Source organism: Photorhabdus luminescens subsp. luminescens (genome assembly GCF_001083805.1).
Classification (GTDB): domain Bacteria; phylum Pseudomonadota; class Gammaproteobacteria; order Enterobacterales; family Enterobacteriaceae; genus Photorhabdus; species Photorhabdus luminescens.
On the sequence record NZ_JXSK01000006.1, the window covers coordinates 278684 to 303589 of the forward strand.

Here is a 24906-nt window from a genome sequence, read left to right on the forward strand (position 1 = left end):
AAAGGATCACTGTAATGGCTTTTATACCTATATCTAAAGATTTTACGAAACTGCTTAATACTCTGATCGAGCGACAGATCAAGGCGGCGGGTCGTCAGACCGAATGGTTTAACATGAGCTCTGACGAGCGTGCTGATTACATCAGGCAGGTAATCGACCGGCTACAAGAAATGCAGCAGAGTACCTTAAGTGTGCTGGCTGCCCAGCATTTTCAGATGCAGGACAACCCTATTTCTGTCGGCGACCAGTTGCAGACGTTACAGAAAATACGGAGGCAGATGAACAATGTGCGCGGCACGCCGGCGGTCAACGCCTACAAGCAGCAACTGGACCGCGACATCTTGTTATACCGTCGTCAGCAAACGGCCATAACGCACTTTGACAGTACTTGGGGCAAGGCTTTGGACATGCTAAGTCCCGGCGGCTTAAAGATTCTGAATGCGGCGCCCCTGAATACGGCGACTCTGAAGGAGGGGACCCCGAAGGAGGCGCTCCTGAAGGAGGATAAGGCGAACAAGCGGGCTAAGCTGGATGCTGAGATTAAGCGTCTGGAACAGCAACTGGCCGTACAGGTAGCCGACTCTACATTTAGCCAAAAATATGTGACGCTGTTTTCCGAACTGCAAGCTTACAAGGACGTCAATGCCCTCTACAACGCTTTTCTTAATGCATCATCCTCTAAGGAACAGGCTGCGGCCCTCGACGCGTTGACCAAGGTGCCTCAAGCCTCCGATGATCTGCCGGTAAATATTTCACTACTGATGATGGAGGAACGTCCTGGCTACATCCGCATGAACGTCGCGTTGGTCAATGCCAGCACTGATGGCCGCTTCAAGGACTTCTTTCTGGAGAACGGTAAGTTGGTCGTACCGACGAATGGGGTACTCAACTTCTCCTTCGGTACCGCAGCTCGCTCTCTGGCCTGGCAACAACAATACCGGCTCAAAAACGAGCCGCCATCCTCCCGTTCGCCGACCTATGCGCCAATTCGCTCGGTGCTGGTTAAAACTGCATTCGTCGAGAAGTACTTCGCCAATTATCTGGTTTCGGAAAGTACCTTGCGCGAAGGTTTCAAGGCGCAGTTGCTGGCTGACGGTCACAAGATGCTGCTGACCAACGTTGATCGCAAGGTGCCGAACCAGATTGGGATTCAGGTATCCGGTCAGGCTCTGAATACCACTATCCCCCGTGAGGTGCCATTGCCAAGCGCCTTGAGTGACCTGATCAATCAGAATGCTGATATCTCCAGCTTCCAGACTATCGGCCTGGAGGGATTTCGCCAGAACAGTTACCGCCCGGATCGTGACGGACTTTTCGTCAATATCCATGAGCTGGAACGCTCGGTCGGTTTTGCCAGTCGCCAGTACTTATTGGAAATGCCTCAGAGCAAAACACAGGGTAAATCCCAAAGCAAAACCTACCTGTCCGCAACACCCTTTGTGGTGATGAGCGTTGACGGCGACAAGATTAGCAGTAGTCACTTGAGCAAGGCGCAGACCGCCGAATTGTATCAATACAACGCCGCATTTTTTGAGAAGTTGGATCAATTGCGAGACGATGGGGAGAAGGCCAGTCGTTTATTCAAAGACAGCATCGAACGCGCAGAGTTCGAGCAGCAACTGGCGCGTTTGCTCGAACGCAACCACATCACCCCCGCAGGGGTGTTGGAGCCGAAGTACACTCGTGACAGCATGCGCGATATCAAGGGCAATAACCTGAACAAGGTGCTATGGGAACAGGCGTTCGCCGCTTCGGTCTGGCAGAGCGCCGATAATGACCCGCTGCTGTTCGGGTTGGCGGAGGGTCTGGTAGAAAACTCGGTTGTGGTCAAGGTTCTGCAAAGTGGCTATGTGCAAAGTGACATTGCCCAAGCCAAGAAGCTGCTGGAACCGCTGTACGAACAATGGCGCGTTCAGGCTGTCGAAGCGGAAACCCTGCGGGTTGATAAAGCCAATGCAGCACAGCATCCAAACAACCCGAAAATACTGGTTTTTGATAAGGCCACGGTTGAGCACTCACTGGATAGCAAGTTGCTCACCCTGTTGTTAGCCGGTCCCCAGCTCCTTGAGAGCGCCGATGCGCAATTGCGCTCGGAGGTTGAGGCGGCGCTGTTGAGTAATGAGGGCAGGAGCCTGCGCAAACAGGTCTTGTTCCATGCTTTGCGCCCGGTAGCTGATGGCCTTTCCAAGGCTGCGGTCCCGGTCAATTCCCACCGCAAGCTGGGTGGCTCCAAGGTTATAATCAATAATCGGTTGAATCAGCCTGACCCGTATCTAATCCTCAATACCAACTCTGAGGAGCTGGCGTATCACGATGGTTCGTACCTGATCAAGGACGATAAATACCGCAGTTACAACCAGTTCCGTCCGGACCCTAATAATGACGCCACACGTTACATGAATGACTTGGACACCCCGTTCGTGGGGGGGATTTCCGGGACCACCCAGACTGTCAGCAATGCTTTGCCGGAATTGTTCGATAGAACGTTGAGCGTCAGGGAGTACTGGCAGTTCCAGATGGCTAATGCGGCCTTCATGATCCGTAACGGCTATCATTCGTTCTTCGAAACCTTTTACGTCGCTGCGCGTTATGAACCGAAGGGTACGGGCAGTATCGGCGAGGACATGTTGCAGATGTTCGACAAGTACCGTGCTGAAGGCAATAAGGAGATGTTGCAGGGTGAACTGTATGACGGAGTGATGGCGCGAATCCTGCCGATCGTCAATCAGGGTTTGTCAGCGGCTGATGAGTTTCATCCACCGCGTTTTACCCGCATTGGTCCAATGTCGGCGCTGTTGGGGCAGGCGGTGAAGGATCTCGAACTCAAGGGCGGATTGGTGTCTGTAGATGATAGATTTGAACCCCGTCAAGGTAGTGCTGATATCCATCAGTTTGTTGCTGATCCTACACAGTTCGCTAAAACCCATACCATCAGTGCCGAGGCGTTGGTCAAGTCGGGCCGCCTGCCAGCGGAGGGTAATGTTCAGTTGGTGAAGGTCACGCCTAACTTGTATGAGCTTGAATACACCGAGCGAAATACCAATGATATATCGACAAACCACGAGTTGGCGTACTTCCTTGGCTACAACGGTTCGGATCAGGCTAATGCGGTACCTGCCTATGTGGACATTCCCAAGCGGGCGGTACTGGGCAACTTCCTCTTCACTGGTACGTTGTCGGGCGGCTCGCTGGTGGTGACCAGTCTTGACGCTAATACCTACCGGGTTTACCACGATGGTCGGGTCAACAGTTCGCTGTTGTACGACAATGTGGTGATGGCGGTCGACTATAAGGATTACCAAGTATCCGGTACCACCGAGGGTCTTGCCACAGCGTACATGCAGTACGTTCATGGCGAATGGCAACTGGCGTTCCAGCGTCAAGAATATCAACGAGATGGACAGCGGGTCTGGCCGAAGTTGCGCGATGGTGGAGAGCCACTCTCGATCCAGGTCGCCGACAGTCAGGTGGGGCAGCGCAATCAGGGCAAGTTTGCCACCTACCGCGAGCAGGTTCACCAACAACTGAAGAAGGTAGCAACGCAGTTTGGGGTGTCGGTCGAAGGGGTTGCCGACGATGTCTACACAGAAGGCGTGTTTTCTCCTGAACATCCAGAGATTGCCGCCTGGACCCGGTTGCGCGAAGCTGTTCAGGCCAAGATCTCTGCCGATATCGACCAAGTGGTGGGCAAGCGCTACCAGCTCCAGGAAGCACGACACACTTCAAGCGATACGGCTTTGATCGACCAGCAGATCAAACAACTCAATCTTACGCAGGACTACTACAGGGCGCAGTACGATTCAGTATTGCGTGAATCCGATTTTATCGAAAAGACTTGGTTCTGGCAGCATATCAAGGCTAAAGACGGCAGCGCTGCGGTGGTACGGATTGACGATACGGCTATCCAAGATGGGGAGCACACCAGCAGCGTGGGTGATCGTTATGCGATCGCCGAGGCTTACCAGCGTGGTGTGTTGGACGCCGCGTTTACTAATGGCTTACGCAACTTCCGTGAGATCAAAATCCCCGGAGTGGATAATGAAACGTCAGTTCTTGACATGAAGCGTCTGTTTCTTGAGAGAAAACTCACCGCCGAGCAACGGGGCGCCTTGAGCGGTCGCATCACCGAAACCAGCCAGGCCGAATACATCGATAAGGTACTACGGCAGACTGCAGTGTTCAGTGAGGACTTCCATGATGCCGGTAGTGTCTTCAATCGCCTGGTACCACAGGACTTTTATTTGTCGCTGGTTGGTGACCAATCCGGTGGCCGTTGTTACCCCTTGGTCAGGGCTATGGCTGTGGCATTGGCTAGTGGCGGTGAGACCGGCATCAACAATCTGGTGCAAAAACTGTTCTTCGCTTCCGCCGACCCGCAGGCAGGCAGCTCCACGCTGCTCAAGAACAGCTTGATCCGGCTGCACTCTAATGTTGAAGCCGTTCAAGCTTCCACGGAACTGGGCCTGTTCAATTTGTCCGAAGTGGTGTCGCGGCTGACCACAACGACCGACACTGCGATGTTCGCGCTCAATACTCAGAATCACTCGATGATGGTAGGGATCACTGACACAACCGAAGGGCGTCGCTATTACTTCTATGACCCGAACGTCGGAATCTTTGCTTTCAAAAATACTGATGATTTGTTCAAGGCGATGAACACGCACTTGGTGGAGCGCAATTTGGCCGTACACTATGGCTCATTCGGCAGTCAGTCGGTGCCAGCCTTCAACTTGATTGAGATCTATACCGGTAAGATGGCTGAGGTACCTGTGGGCAATGGTCTGAACGTGGCCGACTTGACCCGGTTCGAGGAACTGGCCAGTGTCATCGGGCAACGGCGCCAGGTCGAGCAGGTGGTGAGAGCGCCAGAGCGGGTCACAGAGGACTTGCGGCTAAGTACCTTGCTCAAGACCCTTGATGCCGAGCAATTAGGGGCACGGTTCGAAGTTGCTAGCACTCAGTTGGCGCAAGAACACCAATTGGACAGCCATTGGCTACCGATTATTGCCACGACCGAAGAGCTGGGAGAAGGTCGTTACCGAGTCCAGTTCATCAACCGTGACCAACCCGAGCAGACCCGCTGGCTGACCACCGACGATAGCACGTTTGTCGAATTCCGGCGCTTCGTCGATGAACATATGAGTGTGCTGAATGAGCACTTTACCCTGGAGAATGGTCGAATGCAGCTTCGCAGCGGGGGTGGCGAGGTCGCTCCGGTGGACGGGTTGAACGCTGGGTTTATGGTCCAGACGCTGATCCAGTGGTTTGCTGACAAAAACCGCCATGATGCTGCAAGCGGAGTGGCTTCGCCTGATTTAGCCACTGCACTCAAGATCCACAGCTATCTTGGTCTGACTCAGATGGCCCACGGTAGTCTCCAGGATGTAGTCAAGATCACTGAACTGGTACGCACGGCGCTGCGCGGCGAAGTGAAAGCCGCCGAAACTTCGTTTAAGGACTTTGCTTTGAGTTTGGGCCATACCGTCAATGAAGGTGCCGGTATATTGTTTGGTGGAGTCATGGTCGGTCTGGATGCCTATGAGCTGGCCCATGCCGAGAATGATGTACAGAAAGCCGTGTTCGGTACCCAACTGGCGTTCGACTCGGCCAGCTTCGTCACTGGCGCAGCAGGGGTGGGCGCCGGGTTGGTCGGTGCCTCGACGACTGCGGCAGTACTCGGTGGGGCCGGGGTGATCCTTGGTGGGCTCGCAGTGGGCTTTACGGCGCTGGCACAGGCTTTTGGCGCGGTTGCCGAGGATGCTAAGGCGGTAGGTCGTTACTTCTACGCGGTTGACCATGCCTACGACAAAAATGGCTATGATCATAAAGTCGAGAACGGGAAGCAGGTGATGGTGCCCCTGCCTGGGGCGGTAGTCAAGCGTCTCGACCTGCAAAAGAGCCAGATAGTCTTCGATAGCCAGTACATCTACCGTACCCATTCCGGCTCTACCGGTTCGGGGGAAATCAATTACTTCTTCTGGATCGGCGACTTTCCGCGAATGGTCCTCGACCGTAATCAGGCAATCGAGGTACGCAGCGGCATTGGTTACAAGGTGGCTTCCAAGTCCCTTGAGTACGGCGACAGTGTAGTGATCTTGCCGGGCACGCCCAAGTCCTACATCAGATACGAGTATATGCTGCTCCCCGGCGCTACCACACGCCATGACACTGGCTTTGACGTTATCCGCAGGCTTGAGGAAGACAAGCGGTTCGACTACGACTTCTACATCTTTCCGGGTGAGCAGACAATCCGCAAGATTCATCATGAGTATGTCGATACCTCGATTGAGGTGGTGCTCGATCGGCGCGACCGGCAACTGGTGGTGCCTAAGCTACCCAAGGAGCTGCATGGCTACCTGCGTTACGAGATCAAGGGTGCAGGTGGTAAGTACCAGATCGGCCTCAACGAAGGCACCCGAGTTAAGCTCACGAACGTTGTTGCCAGTGAGTGGATCATCGACCGTAGTCAGCTAACCAGTGACAGCATCAGCGTGTCGAAGAACCAGTTGGTGGTCGGCGGGGTTGTGGTAGAGCTTGACCTAACCCAGGATAAGCCGGTATCGGTGGTCAACAAGGGTGAGGTGCACGAAGTCGTTTTCTCTAACTCGAAGCTGACCGTTAATTTGGTTAGCGTAAATGCGGACGGATGGCAGGGAAACGGCCAACAAATCGAGCAGCACCTAAAGGAATTGAATAAGGCGCATCAGCTACACGGACATTACGTGGTAGTCGAGAACTACCGCCACAAGGGGCGAGATGTCGGTCGAGCGTTCTACGATGTGGTCAAGGACCGTATGCTGTTTACCGATACCAGCCAGGAACAGGCCAGACATGCCCAACTGGGTGCGGTGGTAGATGACTATGCCTATTTCTACGACGCCGATAACGTGGCGGTGTGGCGGGTAGACATCGCTACCGGACAGGTCGATGCGCAGTTTGAACTATGGTTCAACCAGTATGACGGTAAGATCAGTCGGCTATGGCAGGAGGGAAAAACCGTTTACCTGGCGCGCCATTATCGGCTAAAGGAACGGCTAAAGGAGCGGCCAGAGGAGAGGGGGGCTGAGCTGGGTTATCAGATCTTCGGTGACCGAATGGAGTTAGTTAGTGCGATGGGTGATGATGAGTTGCTCCAGCTTTCGGCAAGTACTAGCCGACATGATGATGAGCTTCAGGTCATACGCAAGGGTTATGAGAGCGATGGTATCCCGCGCGAGATTCCGACTTATACGCTGGGCGCACGGTTGATCCAGCCGACCAGTGCGGAGCTGATCACGGTGTTCGGCTTGGATGAGGCTCGCGCTCCGCACCGCTACTGGATACGTACCAGCGATAGAACGTTAATCAAACCAAATCTGGAGCCGCCGGCGGATAAAACCTTGAATTTCGAAGAGCGCAAGCAGACCCGCAGTGCCTGGGATATTCCGGCCGATCTGGTGTTGGCGGGGAGTATTCCGCAGCCCGGTGGCAAGGAAGTGTTTTTCTTCTACAGCAAGGAGAAAAAGGCTCTGTTCCGCCAAGAAGGGCCAGGGCAGAAGGTACTCGATGCCAACCAGCCGAGCGCATTACGGGTCACCACGCCGGACTTAGCTAATGTGATCAATGTGAACGGTCACCTAATTGCGATAACCGAGGATGGGTATGTGGCTCAGCTTGATGCACTGGGACAGCTTAGCTACGCAGCGGTTAACGAGCATTGGCTCAAGAAACATACCCGCTGGTGGCAGGACTTGGCCGGTGTTACCGGCTTTAGAGCCACTCTGGCGGTGTTCGGGGTTAACGGCGCCAATGGCAACCAGCTACCGGTGTGGTACCACAACGGCCAAGTAGTGGTGGCTTCGGCTCCCCTGCAAGACAAGCATCTACAGTTCCTGGGTTTTGAAGCGGACGGTTCCAGCGCACGACTGTTCGAACTCGCCAGCGGTAAGTTGTATCGTCAGCCGCCTATGACGGCCAATGCACTGGCTGCCGCGTTTGGTACCGAAGCGGTGCTTGAAGCTTCGGCGCAGCTTCCCGCTGCCAGTGAGCTGACGCCTGAATTGCACCTCAAGGCGGCGGAGCAAGTTGATGCCGGGCTGCGCTTGACCACCGCTAAGGGCGAAATCCTGCTGCGAACCAATGACGGCAAATTACAGTTGGTTGCCGTCGACAGAGACTGGCGACAGGACAACCTTACCCATCTGCTGCAAGCGCTTGCTGAGGTTGCCGGTCAGTGGCCTAACAAAGGCGTGCTGACCTTGCAAGGCAATGAAACGCGAGGATGGTTTGATGTCGACAGTGGTCAATTGTTCTCCGTCGGTGGTATCCCTGCCGCCGCAAACAACCTGCGTTTCGTCGGAGTTGATGCCGGGAAGAAGGGCGCCTATGTGTACAGTCCAACGGACCAAGCGTTGTATCGGATTCAGGGCGGTGGTGTGCATTATACCGGTGTCGAGCGCATTGGTTCGTCGCTGTTGCTTCAGGGTGGGGGGATGAACGGTCGTCAGGACGAGCTGACACCTCCGCTGATTGCCGGTGTCGACAGCATGGTGTTGCATGGTGGGGTTGATAGCGATACCTATCGTTTCAGTGAGGCGATGTGGTCCCATTATCGCACGATCGTCATTGACAACGATGACCCGAGCGAGTCCCTGGACTACTTGATTATTCCGGTGGTCGATGCGGAAAAAATCCTCGTCAGCCATCACGAGGATGACCTGATATTGACCGACTTGGTCAATGATACGGTTCTGGTGATGCGTAAGGTGTTTGGTGATCAGGCAGTGACGCACCGGCATCTGAAAATCAAGCTGAAAGGTTCCTCGTCGGTAATCAGCGTTGATCACTTGGTCGAGTGTTTTACCGGGATGGGAGTGGATGAGGATGGCTTATTTGAACTGTCTTGGGCCATTCAGTAACCGGTGATGGTGTTTGCGAGCACCTGCCGCAAAACTGTCAGACCACATAGCGGTACTGGTGCCTTCATTGTTTTGAACTAGCAAGAGAAACCACAGGAAGGGCGCAAAACCCTTCCTGTTTCTTGGCTCCAAGCAGACCATGATAAAACTTATCGAACATCGACGCGGAAATCTACGTAGTGCAGGCACGGATGCGGTTGCTCGGCTAATGTGAGGAAGTTTGAGATTTATATATTCAACATTCTGGTGGTGGCGTAAAAGATCCAGTCTGGAGGAAAATAGTACAATGGGTTTTATTATTTAAGGGATGAATTGTCTGTCTTTAATAATATTTGAATATAATGATATTCATTATTTTTTTTAATTATATTCATGGTATTTTTGTTTTTTTGTTAATCTAAAGATTAGATTAATGTTCTTAATGTTATACATGGTGTGTGCTGGTAATATTAGTTTCTTGCCTTTTTATTGCATATTTATAGTTAAATGGTCTAAATGTTTGCCTTTGTGATTAAGGGTCAGCCAATTAACTTGAAAATAAAACAACTTCAACCATAATACTTTATCTCAAATTCCCCACTAAATTATTAAATAAAAATTAAGTATAATAATTGGTTCAGCGATGATAATGGTAACTTCCGACAAAATAATCGCAGGGCTGGCTGGATGGGCTGTATTCGCAATATCTCCCGTACAGGCCGATGACCAACCCTTTATTCATCAAAAACAGCAACAGCAGGCGCAGGAACAGCGTCTGGAAGCCAAGTCCCCAACCGTGCGTCTTTCAGATGATACGGCATCAGTTTCACGACTAGTATTTCCTAAAGAATCACCCTGTTTTGTGATCCATAAAGTCGGGCTGTCCGGCCGGGAAACTTTACCCCATTGGCTGCCATTACAACGTTTGGCTGATTTGGCTAATGGGCGATGTTTGGGCACACAGGGTATCAGTCTGTTGATGAGTAATATGCAAAACCGGCTGATTTATCATGGTTGGGTGACAACGCGGGTATTGGCTCCCGAACAAAATTTGAGTCAGGGTGAGCTGAAACTGAATGTGGTGCCGGGAATGGTGCGGCATATCCGTTATGCTAATGATGCAGACAAATACGCGACATTGTATACCGCTATACCGGCTCGGGAAGGTGGCTTGTTGGATTTGCGGGATATTGAACAGGGATTAGAGAATCTGCAACGATTGCCCAATGTGCAGGCATCAATGGAGCTTGTCCCGGGCGAACAACCCGGCGAAAGCGATATTGTCATTAAACGCCAACAGTCCCGCTTCTGGCATATCGGCGCTTGGGTAGACAACAGCGGAACCAAAGCTACAGGACGCACGCAGGGCGGGCTGATGTTTGCGCTGGATAATCCGACGTCACTGAGTGACCTGTTATATATCACAATGACACGCGATCTGGTTTTCTCTAACCAAAAAGATTCTACCAATTACACAGCACATTACTCAGTGCCATTCGGCTACTGGCAGTTTGCGGTCACAAGCAGTAAGTACACCTATGCGCAAACCATCCCCCATCACAATGAGGATGCGAAATACCGTGGCCGTAGCCAAAACCTCAATGCTCAGTTGAGTCGTGTATTGCATCGCAATGCCGGTTCCAAAACGACATTAACTTATGGTGTTAATGCTCGCCAGACCCGTAATTTTATCAAACAGACTGAAATTGATGCGCAGAAGCGCCGTACCAGCAGTTGGAGTCTGGGATTAGCTCATCGGCACTACATTGGCCCGGCTGTACTGGATGCGGGAGTGCGTTATCAGAAAGGCACTCGTTGGTTCGGGGCGTTGCCTGCTTTTGAAGAGCGCCGTGATAAATCTTCCCCGGACTATGCCACGGCAAAATCGGAAATCATCCAGTTTTCGGCGTCGTTGAATACCCCTTTTACGCTGGGTAATGAAAAATTTTGGTACCGCATCGAATACCAACGCCAGTGGAGCAACACGCCACTCACTCCACAAGATCAATTCAGTATTGGCAACCGCTGGACAGTACGTGGATTTGATGGCGAGCGGACGCTAAGTGCTGATGAAGGCTGGACGCTATGTAATACCTTGTCATGGCAGACTCCTTTGCCAGAACAGCAACTTTATCTGGGGGCAGATTATGGCCGGGTTGGTGGGAATGGTTCAGACATGATTATTGGCCGAACGCTGGCGGGCGGTGTTATCGGCCTGAAAGGCAATATTCGTCCTGCCAATCTGGCTTATGACGTTTCGGTGGGTACGCCATTATCTAAACCCGATGGTTTCAAAACCGATTCAGCTTATGTGGGCTTTAGCCTGAACTGGCAGTATTGAGGAGGTTTCATGTTAATCGGCGATTATGACGTACACGCGCCTTATATCACAAAGGGAGTGAACGAGGCGTACAGGTTATCCGATTTCGAGGGAGAGGCGTCAGCCGTGAACAGACGGCGCATTGGTGGAACGTTCATCCCCTCATATTGGCGCTGCCCGAAAGAGGTTCTTCACGATGAATAAGCTTTGTCACCGAGTGATTTTCAATAAAACCCGTCAGATGTTGATGGTGGTTTCTGATCTTGCGCGCAGCTATACGTCAGGGCAGGTGCGTCATGGAATGAATTCGAGGCCATTGCCTGCGGCTAAAGCCTCACTGTTACCGTTAGTGCTGGGGATTTCATTAGCATTGGGATTAGTCAGTACACCGGCGGAGGCGAGGATTGTAGCAGACAATAATGCGCCCGGTTTGCAGCAACCTACCGTCATTTCCTCAGCTAATGGTGTACCACAGGTTAATATTCAGACACCTAACAGTGACGGCGTTTCCCGTAACCAGTACAGCCAGTTTGATGTGGATCAGCGAGGCGCTATCCTCAACAACAGTGGTGTAAATACCAAAACTGATTTGGGCGGATTGATTACGGCTAACCCTTGGTTGGCACAAGGTGAAGCCAAGATTATTTTAAATGAGGTTAACAGCCGTGATCCCAGCCAGTTGAATGGTTTTATTGAAGTGGCGGGGAAACGTGCGGATGTGATTATTGCTAACCCTGCCGGTATTACCTGTCGTGGCTGTGGTTTTATCAATGCCAAACAGACGACACTGGCGGCAGGTCAGGCTATTTTAGCAAATGGCCGTTTAAAAGGTTTTGAAGTGGATGAGGGTATCCTGACTGTTGACGGTAAGGGGTTAAATGATGCCAAAAGCGATTATACCCGTCTGATTGCCCGTGCCGTTAATATTAACGCCAAGCTGCATGCCCAGGATTTGACTGTGACGACAGGTCACAATCGTGTGGATGCGCAGGGTAACGTGGATCAAGTTCATGCCAGTGACACAAAGAAAACTGCATTCAGTCTCGATGTAGCTGCCATTGGCGGGATGTATGCCAATAAGATTAAGCTGGTTGGTACTGAACAAGGCGTCGGTGTGCGCAATGCGGGACAACTGGGTGCGCAGGCGGGTAACTTGACACTCAGTAGTGAAGGGCAACTCACCAATAGCGGGATGATCACTGCTTCGGCGGATGTCTCTCTTCAGCATCAGGGCGAGTTAGCTAATCAGGGGGATATCACAGCCGGGCGGGATATTACAGTCAAAGCCCGTGATCAACTCGATAATCAGGGACGTATGTTAGCCGGTCGGCATCTTGATATCCAAAGCGCCGCATTGAAAAGTCAGGAAAAGGGGGTATTGGCGGCAGGAGTTGATAGCCGCGGTAATCTGACGATCCGCAGTGGAGGTGAATTGATCAATAGCGGTGCCATGAAAGCCTCTGCTGATATTATTCTCCAGAATCAGGGGGCATTAACTCATCATGGCGATATCACGGCCGGTCAGGATATTACAGTTAAAGTTCGTGATAGTCTCAATAATCAGGGACGTATGCTGGCTGGCCGGCATCTTGATATCCAAAGCGCCGCATTGACGAGTCAGGAAAAGGGCGTCTTGGCGGCGGGCGTTGACAGTCAGGGAAAACTGACTCAGACGGGTAATCTGTCGATCCACAGCAGCGGTGTGCTGAACAACAGCGGCATGATAGCGGCTGCGAGTGATGTGACTCTCCAGAATCAGGGGGATTTCACCCATCAGGGAGACATGACCGCCGGAGGTAATATTTCACTCCAGAATCAGGGTAACCTGACTAACCAAGGGAACATTACTTCAGACCAGAACATCACAATTAAAGCCCGCGATCATCTCGGTAATCAGGGTCGTATACGGGCCGGGCATCATCTGAATATCCAAAGTGCTTCACTGGACAGCCAGAAAAATAGCGAATTGGCAGCAGGTATAGACAATAAAGGTAAATTAACCCAGCCGGGTAATTTGACGATTAACAGCAACGGTAAACTTACCAATGGGGGTGTTATCGCGGCCTCGGATGTTATCGCCATCCAGAATGAGGGGGATTTCATCCAAGAAGGGACGGTGAGGGCGGGCCAGGGGATGACGATAAAAGCCCGCGATAATCTCAGCAATCAGGGCCGTATGCTGGCCGGACGCAGCTTGGATATTCACAGCGCCTCGCTGGACAGCGATAAAAGTGGCGTATTGGCGGCGGGGGTTGATGGTGATGGCAATCTAACCATTCACAGTGACAGTACCCTCACCAACAGCGGTACGATGAGTGCGTCGGTTGATGTGACTCTCCGGAATCAAGGCAATTTAACCAATCGGGGGGATATCACGTCAGGCCAGGACATCACTGTAGAAGCTCGTGATCATCTTACCAATCAAGGGCGTGTGCTGGCCGGACGGCATCTTGATATCCAAAGCGCTGCATTGACGAGTCAGGAAAAGGGCGTCTTAGCGGCGGGCGTTGACAGCCAGGGCAAACTGACTCAGACGGGTAATCTGACGATCTACAGCACCGGCGCGCTGAGCAACAGCGGTATGATGGCGGCTGCGAATAGTATGACTCTCCAGAATCAGGGGAATTTCACCCATCAAGGTGATATGACCGCCGGAGGTAATATTTCACTCCAGAATCAGGGTAACCTGACCAATCAAGGGAACATTACTTCGGGCCAGAACATCACAGTCAAAACCCGCGATCATCTCGGCAATCAGGGCCGTATGCTGGCAGGGCATCACCTTGATATCCAAAGTACCTCACTGGACAGCCAGAAAAATAGCGAATTGGCAGCAGGCGTTGATAATGAAGGTAAATTAACTCAGCCAGGCAATTTGACGATTAACAGTAACGGTAAGCTTATCAATGGAGGTGTTATCGCGGCCTCGGATGTTATCGCCATCCAGAATGAGGGGGATTTAATCCAAGAGGGGACGGTGAGTGCGGGTCAGCATATGACGATAAAAGCCCGCGATAATCTCAGCAATCGGGGCCGTATGTTGGCCGGACGTAGCCTGGATATTCACAGTGCCTCGCTGGACAGCGATAAAAATGGTGTATTGGCGGCGGGGGTCAATGGTGATGGTAATCTGATCATCCACAGTGACAGTACCCTCATCAACAGCGGTACGATGAGTGCGTCGGTTGATATGACTCTCCGGAATCAAGGCAATTTAACCAACCAGGGGGATATCACGTCAGGCCAAAGCATTGCGATAAAAGCCCGTGACCATCTCGGCAATCAGGGGAGAATACTGGCTGGACGGCATCTTGATATCCAGAGCGCCTCGTTGACGAGTCAGGAAAAAGGGGTACTGGCGGCGGGTGTTGACAGCCAGGGTAAATTGACTCAGACGGGTAATCTGACAATCCGTAGTGATGGTGCGCTGAGCAATAGCGGCATGATAGCGGCAGCGGATGATGTAGTTCTCAAGAATCAGGGTAATTTTATTCATCAGGGGGAAATGACCGCTGGGCGTGATATTTTGCTGAAAACCCGAGATATGGTGCTTAAAAGCCGTGATCATATCAAAAATCAGGTACAGATGCTGGCAGGGCGTCACCTCGATATCCAAAGTGCCTCATTGGATAGTCAGCAAAATAGCGTATTGGCGGCAGGTATTGATAGTCAGGGTAAATTGACTCAATCGGGTAAATTGACGGTTAACAGTGACGGTAAGCTTACCAACCGTGGTGTCATTATGGCTTCGGATGACATTGCTATTCGGAATGAGGGGGATTTAACCCAAGAGGGTACGGTGAGCGCAGGTCAACATATGACGATAAAAGCCCGTGATAATCTCAACAATCAGGGGAAAATGCTAGCCGGACATAACCTTAACATCCAAAGCGCTTCATTAGATAGCCAGCAAGAAGGGGTATTGGCGGCCGGGGTTGATGGCGATGGTAATCTGACTATTCACAGTGACGGCATACTGACCAATAGCGGCACGATGAGCGCTTCGGTTGATGTGACTCTCCAAAATCAAGGCAATTTAACTAACCAAGGGGAGATCACATCAGGTCAAAATATTGTGATAAAAGCCCGTGACCATCTCAGCAATCAGGGAAAAATGTTGGCCGGACAGAATCTCGATATCCAGAGTGCCTCATTGATGAGTCAGGAAAAAGGGGTATTGGCAGCGGGTGTTGATAGCCAAGGTAAACTGAGTCAATCGGGTAATTTGACGATCCGTAGTGACGGCGCGCTGACCAGCAGCGGCATGCTAGCGGCTACGGATGATGTGACAATCCAGAACCAAGGTAATTTCATTCATCAGGGGGAAATGACCGCCGGACGCGATATTTTGCTGAAAACCCGAGATATGGCGCTTAAAAGCCGTGACTACATTAATAATCAGGTGAAAGTGCTGGCTGGACGACACCTTGAAATCCAAAGTATTTCACTGGACAGTCAGCAAAATAGCGTATTGGCGGCAGGTGTTGACAGTCAGGGTAAACTAACCCAGCCGGGCAAATTGATGGTCAACAGTGGCGGAAAACTCACTAACAAGGGCGTTATCACGGCCTCAGATGACCTTTCTATCCGGAATGAAGGGGATCTAATTCAGCAGGGTACGGTGAGTGCGGGTCAGGATATTGTAATAAAAACCCGCGATAATCTTAGTAATCAAGGAAAAATACTGGCAGGACGCAACCTTGATATGCAAAGCGCCTCATTAGATAGCCAGCAAGAGGGGGTATTGGCGGCCGGGGTTGATGGCGATGGCAATTTAACCATTCACAGTGACGGCATACTAACCAATAGTGGCTCAATGAGTGCTTCAATTGATGTTACTCTCCAGAATCAAGGTAATTTGATTAATCAGGGGGATATCACAGCCGGTCAGGACATCACAGTCAAAGCCCGTGATCATCTTGGCAATCAAGGGCGGATGCTGGCTGGGCGTCACCTTGATATCCACAGTGCTTCACTGGACAGCCAGAAAAAGGGAGTACTGGCATCGGGTGTTGACAGCCAAGGTTTACTGACTCAGATGGGCAGTCTGGCTATCCGCAGTGATGGAAAACTCACTAACAACGGTGTTATCACTGCCTCAGATGATGTCACTCTCCGCAATCAGGGGGATTTAACTAACCAGGGGGAAATTACCGCAGGTCAGGATGTCACGATAAAAACCTGTGATCATATAAATAATCAAGGGCGGATATTGGCTGGACGTCATCTCGATAGCCAAAGTACTTCGTTACACAGCCAGTCAAACAGCGTATTGGCCGCAGGGGTTGATCGTTACGGTAAACTGATCCAGACAGGTAATCTGACAGTGAAAGCCCGTGAAGCTGCTCAACTTAACGGCCAAAATCTGGCCCACGATGCTTTATCCGTGGAAGCAAAAAACGTGTCTCTTAAGGGCAGTCAGACGGTGGGTGATAACCTGAAATTGACTTCTGGGGCACAGTTAGATTTGCAGGATGCCAGAGTCAGTGCAAACCAAAAATTGACTTTATCTGCACCAGCGCTGATCGATAATCAGCGTGGTGAACTGAGTGCGGAGATAGTGACGCTCAGTAGCCAAAAATTGCTGAATAATTGGGGGCGCATTACTCAGACTGGGCAGCAATCGCTAACACTGAACCATCAGGCAGGTATTGAGAATAACGAGGGCATCATCGCATCCAACGGGCAGGATTTGATCCTTAAGGCCAAGACTATTGCCAACCGGAGCGGGACGTTGGCTCATGCAGGGAAAGGGGTTTTGGGCATTGATGCCACCGTGTTTGACAGCGATAACAGTCGCCTGTTGTCTGACGGTCAGCTAAAACTGGAGGGGGGAGATTATCATCTGGATCAGAGTCAGATATCTGCCCGGGAGATTACGGTACATATCCAGTCGCTTTCTCACCATTTGGGATCAATGATCCAAACGGGAAAACAGGCGTTGACCCTCAAAATACAGCAGTCACTGGATAACAGTGGGGGCAAGATAGCCGGTAATGGTACGGTAGATATCCGCGCCAACGAACTCAATAACGCACAGGGCAGTATCATCGCCTCTGAGGAGGGGCAGCTTCAAGTTAATCTGGACAAAAATCTGAATAACCGGGCTGGTCAACTGCTTGCCTCGAAGGGAATGACGATATCAGCTTCAGCCGTCAATAACCGGGAAGGGCAAATCGCAGCTTCATCAGGGGATATGGCTCTGACCGCACAGAAGCTGGAAAACCAGTCTGGCCGTGTTGTTGGGCAACAAAAATTGCATTTGAAAACCAAGGGTATCGACAATGAAAAAGGCCAGATCCGTGCGGGAAAGGTTGAGCTCGATACCGCCCAACAGCGCCTGAATAATTTCAGCGGACTGATTGCGGCAGAAAAAAATCTGACCCTCCATAGCGGCGAATTGCTGAACCGTCATGGTCTGATACAGAGCGGGCAGAACTTGACGGTGAATACCTATGGCAATTTACTGGATAATCGCGACAGTGGTAAACAGGGGGGCCTGTTCAGCCAAGGGGCGATGCGCCTGAATATCGGGATATTGAATAACCAGTTCGGTCATATTGAAAGTCACGATAGCCTTTCTATGACAGGAGAAGATGTTGCCAACCAGCAAGGACAAATATTGGGGGGTAAAAACACGTTCCTGACGGTGGTGGGTTTGAATAACGATCAGGGCCTTCTGCAAAGTGGTGGCAAGCTGACGTTGAAAACGCAGTCACTCAGTAACCGTAATAGCGGAACACAACAGGGCATGACCAGCAAACAGGCATTGGAGCTGGAAACAGGCGTGTTGGATAATGATAGCGGCGCCATAGTGTCGGCTGATAGCCTCAAGATTAAAGCCGTAGAAGTGAATAACCAGCAGGGCGTGCTGGTAGCACAAAGCACCTTAGATTTGCACAGTCAGTCGCTGAACAATCAGGCCGGACGTATTCAGTCTGTGCAGGCATTGTCTGTTGATATACAAGGCAAGGGGCTGAATAACATCAATGGTGTATTGGACAGCCAAAATGGGCTGAGTATCAGCAGCGGGGATATTATCAACCACAATGGTACGCTGCATGGTAAAGCGGGCGTCAAGCTGGCAGCCAACCAACTGGATAACCAGAAAGGCGGCAAGATCCTGAGTGAAGATACGCTACATATTGATGCAGAGAAACTCCTGAACGCACAGGGGCAGCTCCTGGCACTGAATCATCTGCATGCTAAGGTGAAAGGGCATGTTGATAACATAGCCGGTCTGGTACGCAGTGGCGGCGATATTCGCCTGACTGCGCAACAAATCTACAACGCCAATACCCAACAATCGGATAAAGGTATCGGCGGTAAGAATATCCATATCATTGCTGACACGCTGGATAACAGCCGGGGGCAACTGACTGCAACCGAAAATGTGAGCCTGCAACTGGCATCAAAACTCAATAACACCCAAGGGCAGTTACAAGCTAATCAGCAGTTTATAGCTCAGGGGAAAAAACTGACCTTCATCAACACCAACGGGGATGCTAAAGCAGAGCAAAAACTGACCATTTCAGGGGAGTCTGTCACGGGAGACGGTAAGTTACGTTCACTGGGTGATATCACGCTGACATTGCTACGTGGTTTTACCCATACGGGTGAAATAATTGCTAATAATGAGCTGACACTGGACATTCAGGGGGATCTGATCAATCAGAGCCTGATCAGTGCCGCAACCCTGCAAGGCCGAGCTGACACCCTGATCAACGCCGCAACGGGAAAAATTCTTGGTAATTATCACCAATGGAGAGTTCAAAAAGCGTTAAGTAATCGCGGTCTCATGGATGGCGCTCAAACTTACTTGCAGGCGCAGCATTTGAGCAATCAGGGAACGGGACGCATTTATGGCGATCATATCGCCTTGGGTGTCAGCAAGCTCGATAATTTGGCAGAAGACGGAAAATCCGCCGTGATTGCGGCCCGCAACCGACTGGACATTGGGGCCAACGAACTCAATAACAAAACCCACAGCCTGATTTACAGTGATGGAGACTTATCTATTGGTGGGCGGCTTAACAGCCAGCAATATGCCGATGGTAAAGGTCATGTTATCAATAACCACAGTGCTGGCATTGAAGCCGCAGGCGATATGCATCTGGCAATGGCTAACATCAATAACGTTAACGACCATTTTGAAACTGAATTTCAGCAAATCTCGCAGGAACCGGTCAAAGAGTATCAAGTTTGGGGGACACGTTATGATGTAAAAAATCACAAAATCACTATTGATCATGATGAAGTTGATCATGTCTGTGTTGATAACATGAGATGCCGGGATAACTTTCAGATTTACCAATACACCCGGATGATAAAAGAATCTCGTGTAAAAGAAACCGATCCGGCGAAAATTCTGGCAGGGAAAAATCTGATCATTAATACTTCCGTGCTGACCAATGATAAGAGCCAGGTGGTAGCCGGTGGTTTGCTGACAGTGACGGGCGGACGAATCAACAACCTTGAAGTGCAGGGTGAACAGCATGTTACTGATAAAGGTCGAATTGAGTATTTCTGGCGTGTCAAGAAAAGAGGCCGTGATAGACAGGGTTACAGTTGGGATCACTACGAACCTAATACGGAAATCCATGCGATTACCTTGAAACCCAGTACTGTACAGGCGCAGCAAGGCGATGTATTGCTAAAGGGGCAACGTCCGGATACTTTCCAAGGCACTGCTACACAAATTACAGAAGTGAACAATGGCCAGATCGATGCCGGTTTTGTCAGCAGTGAGGTCAAAGTCACTGAGATGGGACTGAAACCGGGGCAGCGTTTGGAGGTCGTTAGCCAACAGCCTACGGTAACGGGTGAAAAACCAATCGTGATCCGTACAGAAGTGCCTAATTACCGCTTGCCGGATAACAGTCTGTTTAAACTGAAGTTGCCGGCGGAAAATATCTTGTTAACACAACATTCAACAGCGGACAACAGCCAGTTAAAACACAATTCAGCACAGGACAGCAGCTTATATAAGCAAACTTCGATACAGGATGGCGATCTCCTTAAACGGCCTCAGGAGCGGGATCATGATCTCCTTAAGCAGCCTTCAGAACGAGATAATGATCTCCTTAAGCGTCCTTTAGAGCAGGATAATAATCTCCTTAAACACCCTTCAGAGCAAGATAACAACCTATTTAAACAGCCTCCTGAGCAGGGGAATAATCTGCTTAAACAACCGCCGTTCCCTGATAACCATGTGCTGATTGAAACCGATCCGCAGTTTACTCAGCTAAAAAAATGGCTGGGTACGGATTACATGCAGCGGGCGATGCTGAGTGATCGCAATCACGTACACAAGCGGTTAGGGGATGGCTTTTATGAGCAACGCCTGATCCGTGAGCAGATTGTCAATCTGACGGGTAAACGTTATCTGCCGGGATACCAGAATGACGAAGAGCAGTTTAAGGCACTGATGAACGCGGGTTTACGTGCTCAGAAGACGTTCAATTTAGTTCCCGGTATCGCGCTCAGTGCTGAGCAGATGGCTAGATTGACCGAAGATATGATATGGCTGGTTAATACCACTGTGACGTTACCCGATGGTAGTCAGCAAACCGTGCTGGCGCCACAAGTTTATGTACGTGCCCAGTCTGGCGAACTGGATGGCAGCGGCGCACTGTTAAGCGGCAGTCAAGTTAACTTGCAACTGGCCGACGATTTGCTCAATCAGGGTCGGATTATCGGGTCGGATATTCAGGTATTGGCTGACAATATCCGTCAACAGGGCGGCCATCTGCAAGGGGATAATCTCTCCTTACAGGCGAGAACCGACATGGTTCAGCGCGGCGGTACCATCAGCGCAAAAGATTTCCTGAATATTCAAGCGGGTAACAACATTGATATCGCCAGTACCACCCGCTCTGGTGAAAATCAGGCGGGAAGTGGTCGTTTCAGTTCTACCTATGTGGATAACATGGCCGGTATTTATGTGCAAGGGCCCGATGGTAAATTGCACCTTCAGGCGGGTAATGACATTAATCTGTCAGCGGCGCAACTGGCAACGCAGGGAAAAAACAGCGAAATTCGGCTGACTGCGGGACGCGATATCCAGTTTGATACAGTCAAAATGGCGCGTTATGAGCATACGGCCATCGGTAGCAACCACCGTATTACCCGCGACCAGTCCGGTGATGTGGGGACGTTAGTCAACAGTGCCGGACAAATTCAGGTAAGCGCTGGACGTGATGTTTACGCGAAAGCGGTTGATGTGACGGCGGGTCGAATGTTGCAAGTCAGTGCGGGGCGTGACGTCAATCTTCTGGCGGGTGAGCAGCAGCAGACCTACGATGAATACCATAAGGTGAAAGGGAGCAACAGCATGGTGTCGTCAACCACGACGACAACTCAGCTCCAGTTTGACCGTAAGCAGGCATTGAGCAGTACCCTGAGTGGCGATAGCGTAAACGTTCTGGCAGGTAAAGATATTACTGTGAAAGCCAGCAACGTCGTGGGAACCCAGGATGTTGCGCTGAATGCGGGTAACAATCTGACCGTCACCACGGTGGAAGAAACCTATCATCAGAGTGAGCGTAAGGAAGAGAAAAAATCTGGCCTGATGGGAACAGGCGGCATTGGCTTTACGGTAGGAAGCTCGAAGTTTAAACAAACCAATGACAATGATGATGTGCGACATAAAGGCAGTACGGTAGGCAGCAGCGAAGGCCATGTGACCCTGACAACGAAAAATCAGGTGACGCTGCATGGCAGTGATGTGGTAGCCGGAAAAGATATTGTTATTCAGGGCAAGGATACTGCGATTACGGCAGCCAAAAACAGTCATACGGAACTGAGTAAAACGGAGCATAAACAGTCGGGACTGACATTGGCGCTGTCTGGTACAGTGGGCAGCGCCATCAATACGGCTGTGCAGACAGCCAATGAAGCGAAGGGTACTCAGGATAGTCGGTTGCAGGCGTTGAAGGGCACTCAAGCAGTGTTGTCTGGAGCACAAGGCTATCAAGCCTGGCAACTCAGTGAGGCTCAATCAGCTAAAGCCGATGCCATCAATCAGGCAGGCGGAAAAGCGGAAAAACCGAATGACACGATTGGCATTCAGCTTTCTTATGGCAGCCAGTCGGCAAAATCTGAAACCCGTCGTGACGCTACCGAATCTCAGGGCAGCAGCCTGAATGCGGGACGGGATATTCGTATCACAGCAACGGGTGATAAACAGACTCAGGACAGTGGCGATATTCAGGTTCAAGGCAGCGCCTTAAAAGCGGGACGTGATATTGAGTTAGGTGCGAAGCGGGATATAGTTCTTGAGTCTGCGGAAAATACCCAGACCACCCGTGGTCAGAACAGCAGCAAAGGCGGCAGCGTTGGGGTGGGTCTGACTGTGGGTCAGGGGGGAACGGGTGTTAAATTCTCGGCCAGCGTCAATGCGGGCAAAGGGCATGAAAAAGGGGATGGAGTGACGCATACCGAAACCCTGATTGATGCCGGTCATCAGGTCACTCTGAAATCTGGTCAGGATACGTTGCTGAAAGGGGCGCAGGTTAGTGGTGAAAAAGTCACGGCGGATGTGGGGCGTCACCTGAATTTGCAAAGTGAGCGGGATAAGGATAACTACGACAGCAAACAGGAGAACGCCAGTGCTGGCGCCGGCTTCACCTATGGCTCTATGAGTGGTTCGGCGAGTGTAAATGTCAGCCGTGACAAGATGCACAGCAAGTTCGAATCGGTGAAAGAACAGACGGGTATTTTTGCGGGCAAAGGTGGGTTTGATATCAGGGTAGGTGAGCATACCCAGCTTGATGGCGCAGTCATTGGCAGTACGGCAGACAAAGACCAGAACCGTCTGGAGACGGGGACGCTGGGCTTTAGTGATATCCAGAACAAGGCGGAATACAAGACCGAACATCAAAGTGTTGGCATGAGTACAGGTGGTGCAGTTGGCAGCCAGATGGTTTCTAATTTGTCATCGAATATGCTGTCCGGCACCAATCACAGTGACAGTAAATCGTCTACCACTCATGCTGCGGTGAGTGACGGCACAATTACGGTGCGTGATACGGATAAACAGAAACAGGATATAGCGGGCCTCAGCCGTGATACAGAAAACGCGGCGAATGGTCTGACCCCAATTTTTGACAAGGAAAAAGAGCAGCGGCGTCTGGCCCAGGCGCAGGCTATTGCAAATATTGGCACACAGGTGATGGATATCTATAATACGCAGGAATCCATTACTGCAATGAAAAAAGCCACGGAAGCATTGAAAGACCCGGAAAGGCAGCAGGCGCTGAAACAGCAAGCGGAGGCGCAGTTAAAGCAGGAAAACGGTATTGTCACAGCGGAAACCATTGCGGATAGGGCGTATAAGATAGCCTATGACGGCGCCATCAAAGGGCAGGGGGCGGATATTGGTGGTAATCGTCGTCAGGCGGTAACTGCGGTGGTTGCGGCTCTTCAAGGTTTGGCGGGTGGCGATATTAAGGCTGCGATAGCCAGCGGAGCGGCCCCTTATCTGTCGAATGCGGTGAAAAAGGTGACCTACGGAGATAAGGCATATGAGCAATTAACTCCGGAGGAAAAAGCGACAAACGTGGTGGCGCATGCGATTCTGGGCGGGGTGATAGCCGAGCTGAAAGGGGGTTCAGCTATTGCAGGGTCGGTGGGGGCTGCGGGTGGCGAGCTGGCGGCCTCAGTTATCGCCGGAGCGCTTTACCCGGATAAGAAATTGAGCGAATTGACAGCGGATGAGAAGGAAAAAATCAGTAATTTGTCTACGCTGGCAGGAGGGATAGCGGCAGGGCTGGTGACAGATTCGACAGCGGGCGGAGTTGATGGAGCGCAGACCGCGAAGAATGCGATTGAGAATAACTCCTTGTCCGGTGACAAGGCCAGAGAGTCAGTCAAACAAAGTACCGAATGGTGGAAAAATCAGGTTAGGGAAAAATTGGGTGAAGGTAAAACTTCAACGGCTGTGAATAGTGTGTTAGGTGCCCTCAATGATGCCGGTGACTTTGCTCTTGCAGGCGCTGATTACCTTTTTGACGGTGCAGCCGCTATTACATCTTGTGCTATTGGGGATAATTATTGTCAGCGTGCCCTGAATGATCTGGAGGGTAAAAATCAGGCTGTCGCGGGTAGCGTGAAATCACTGATGACGGGTGAAAGTTGGCAGGCCATTAAGGAAACTGCTAAAAAAGCGGGGGAAGGTGATCAGTTAGCTTCAGAAAAACTGGGTGCAGCTATTGCTGGTGCCTTGATCCCTGGTAAGAAAGTTCCCACTGTGTCATCAGCTGTTTCTGGCACTAATAAACTTGAGTCAACGGTAGCCAGTGCAAACAAAACGACAAGTGGTGCCGAGAATATCGCCACTTATCCGAAGTTAAAATCAGATCTAGTTCAGCAAAATCTGGATAATATTGCAAAACAGGACTCAAGGTTGGCGGCTGTAGTTAAAGGTGATAATGGTAAGCTCAATTATAGCATTGGTACCGGAACTCGAGTAGAAGCGGATAGATTAGGCAAAATCTGGGTAGGAGATGGAGCCAAGAAGACTACTGGAGATGGCTGGGTTAGTGCAGATGGTACGAGAGGTTATAGACCTCCATCAGAGAAGCCTAATAGTGCCCATGCCACTACTGGAGTGCAAGCCAATTTTGAAACATATTCTATTGATTCTAAAGGAAAATCAAGTAAGACTGGGAACGGTCATTTAAATATTCTGGATTAAAAGAGGATGCATTA

At 51.0% G+C, this 24906-nt stretch carries 3 protein-coding genes; all 3 read left to right on the forward strand.

The genetic code is table 11. From position 1 onward, the window contains the following. Positions 1-14 precede the first annotated feature (14 nt). The 3 genes from TI10_RS15770 (at position 15) to TI10_RS25165 (ending at position 24892) form a co-directional block, all read left to right on the forward strand. Positions 15-8897: a TcdA/TcdB pore-forming domain-containing protein gene (locus tag TI10_RS15770; protein ID WP_049584366.1), complete on the forward strand. Its 8883-nt coding sequence runs from the start codon at positions 15-17 to the stop codon at positions 8895-8897. A 622-nt stretch (positions 8898-9519) separates the two neighbouring features. Further along, on the forward strand, positions 9520-11217 hold the full coding sequence (locus TI10_RS15775) for a ShlB/FhaC/HecB family hemolysin secretion/activation protein (RefSeq protein WP_074525100.1): 1698 nt from the start codon (positions 9520-9522) through the stop codon (positions 11215-11217). A gap of 124 nt (positions 11218-11341) precedes the next feature. After that, complete coding sequence (locus tag TI10_RS25165) at positions 11342-24892, forward strand: hemagglutinin repeat-containing protein (protein ID WP_162202287.1); 13551 nt, start codon at positions 11342-11344, stop codon at positions 24890-24892. Positions 24893-24906: the final 14 nt, after the last annotated feature.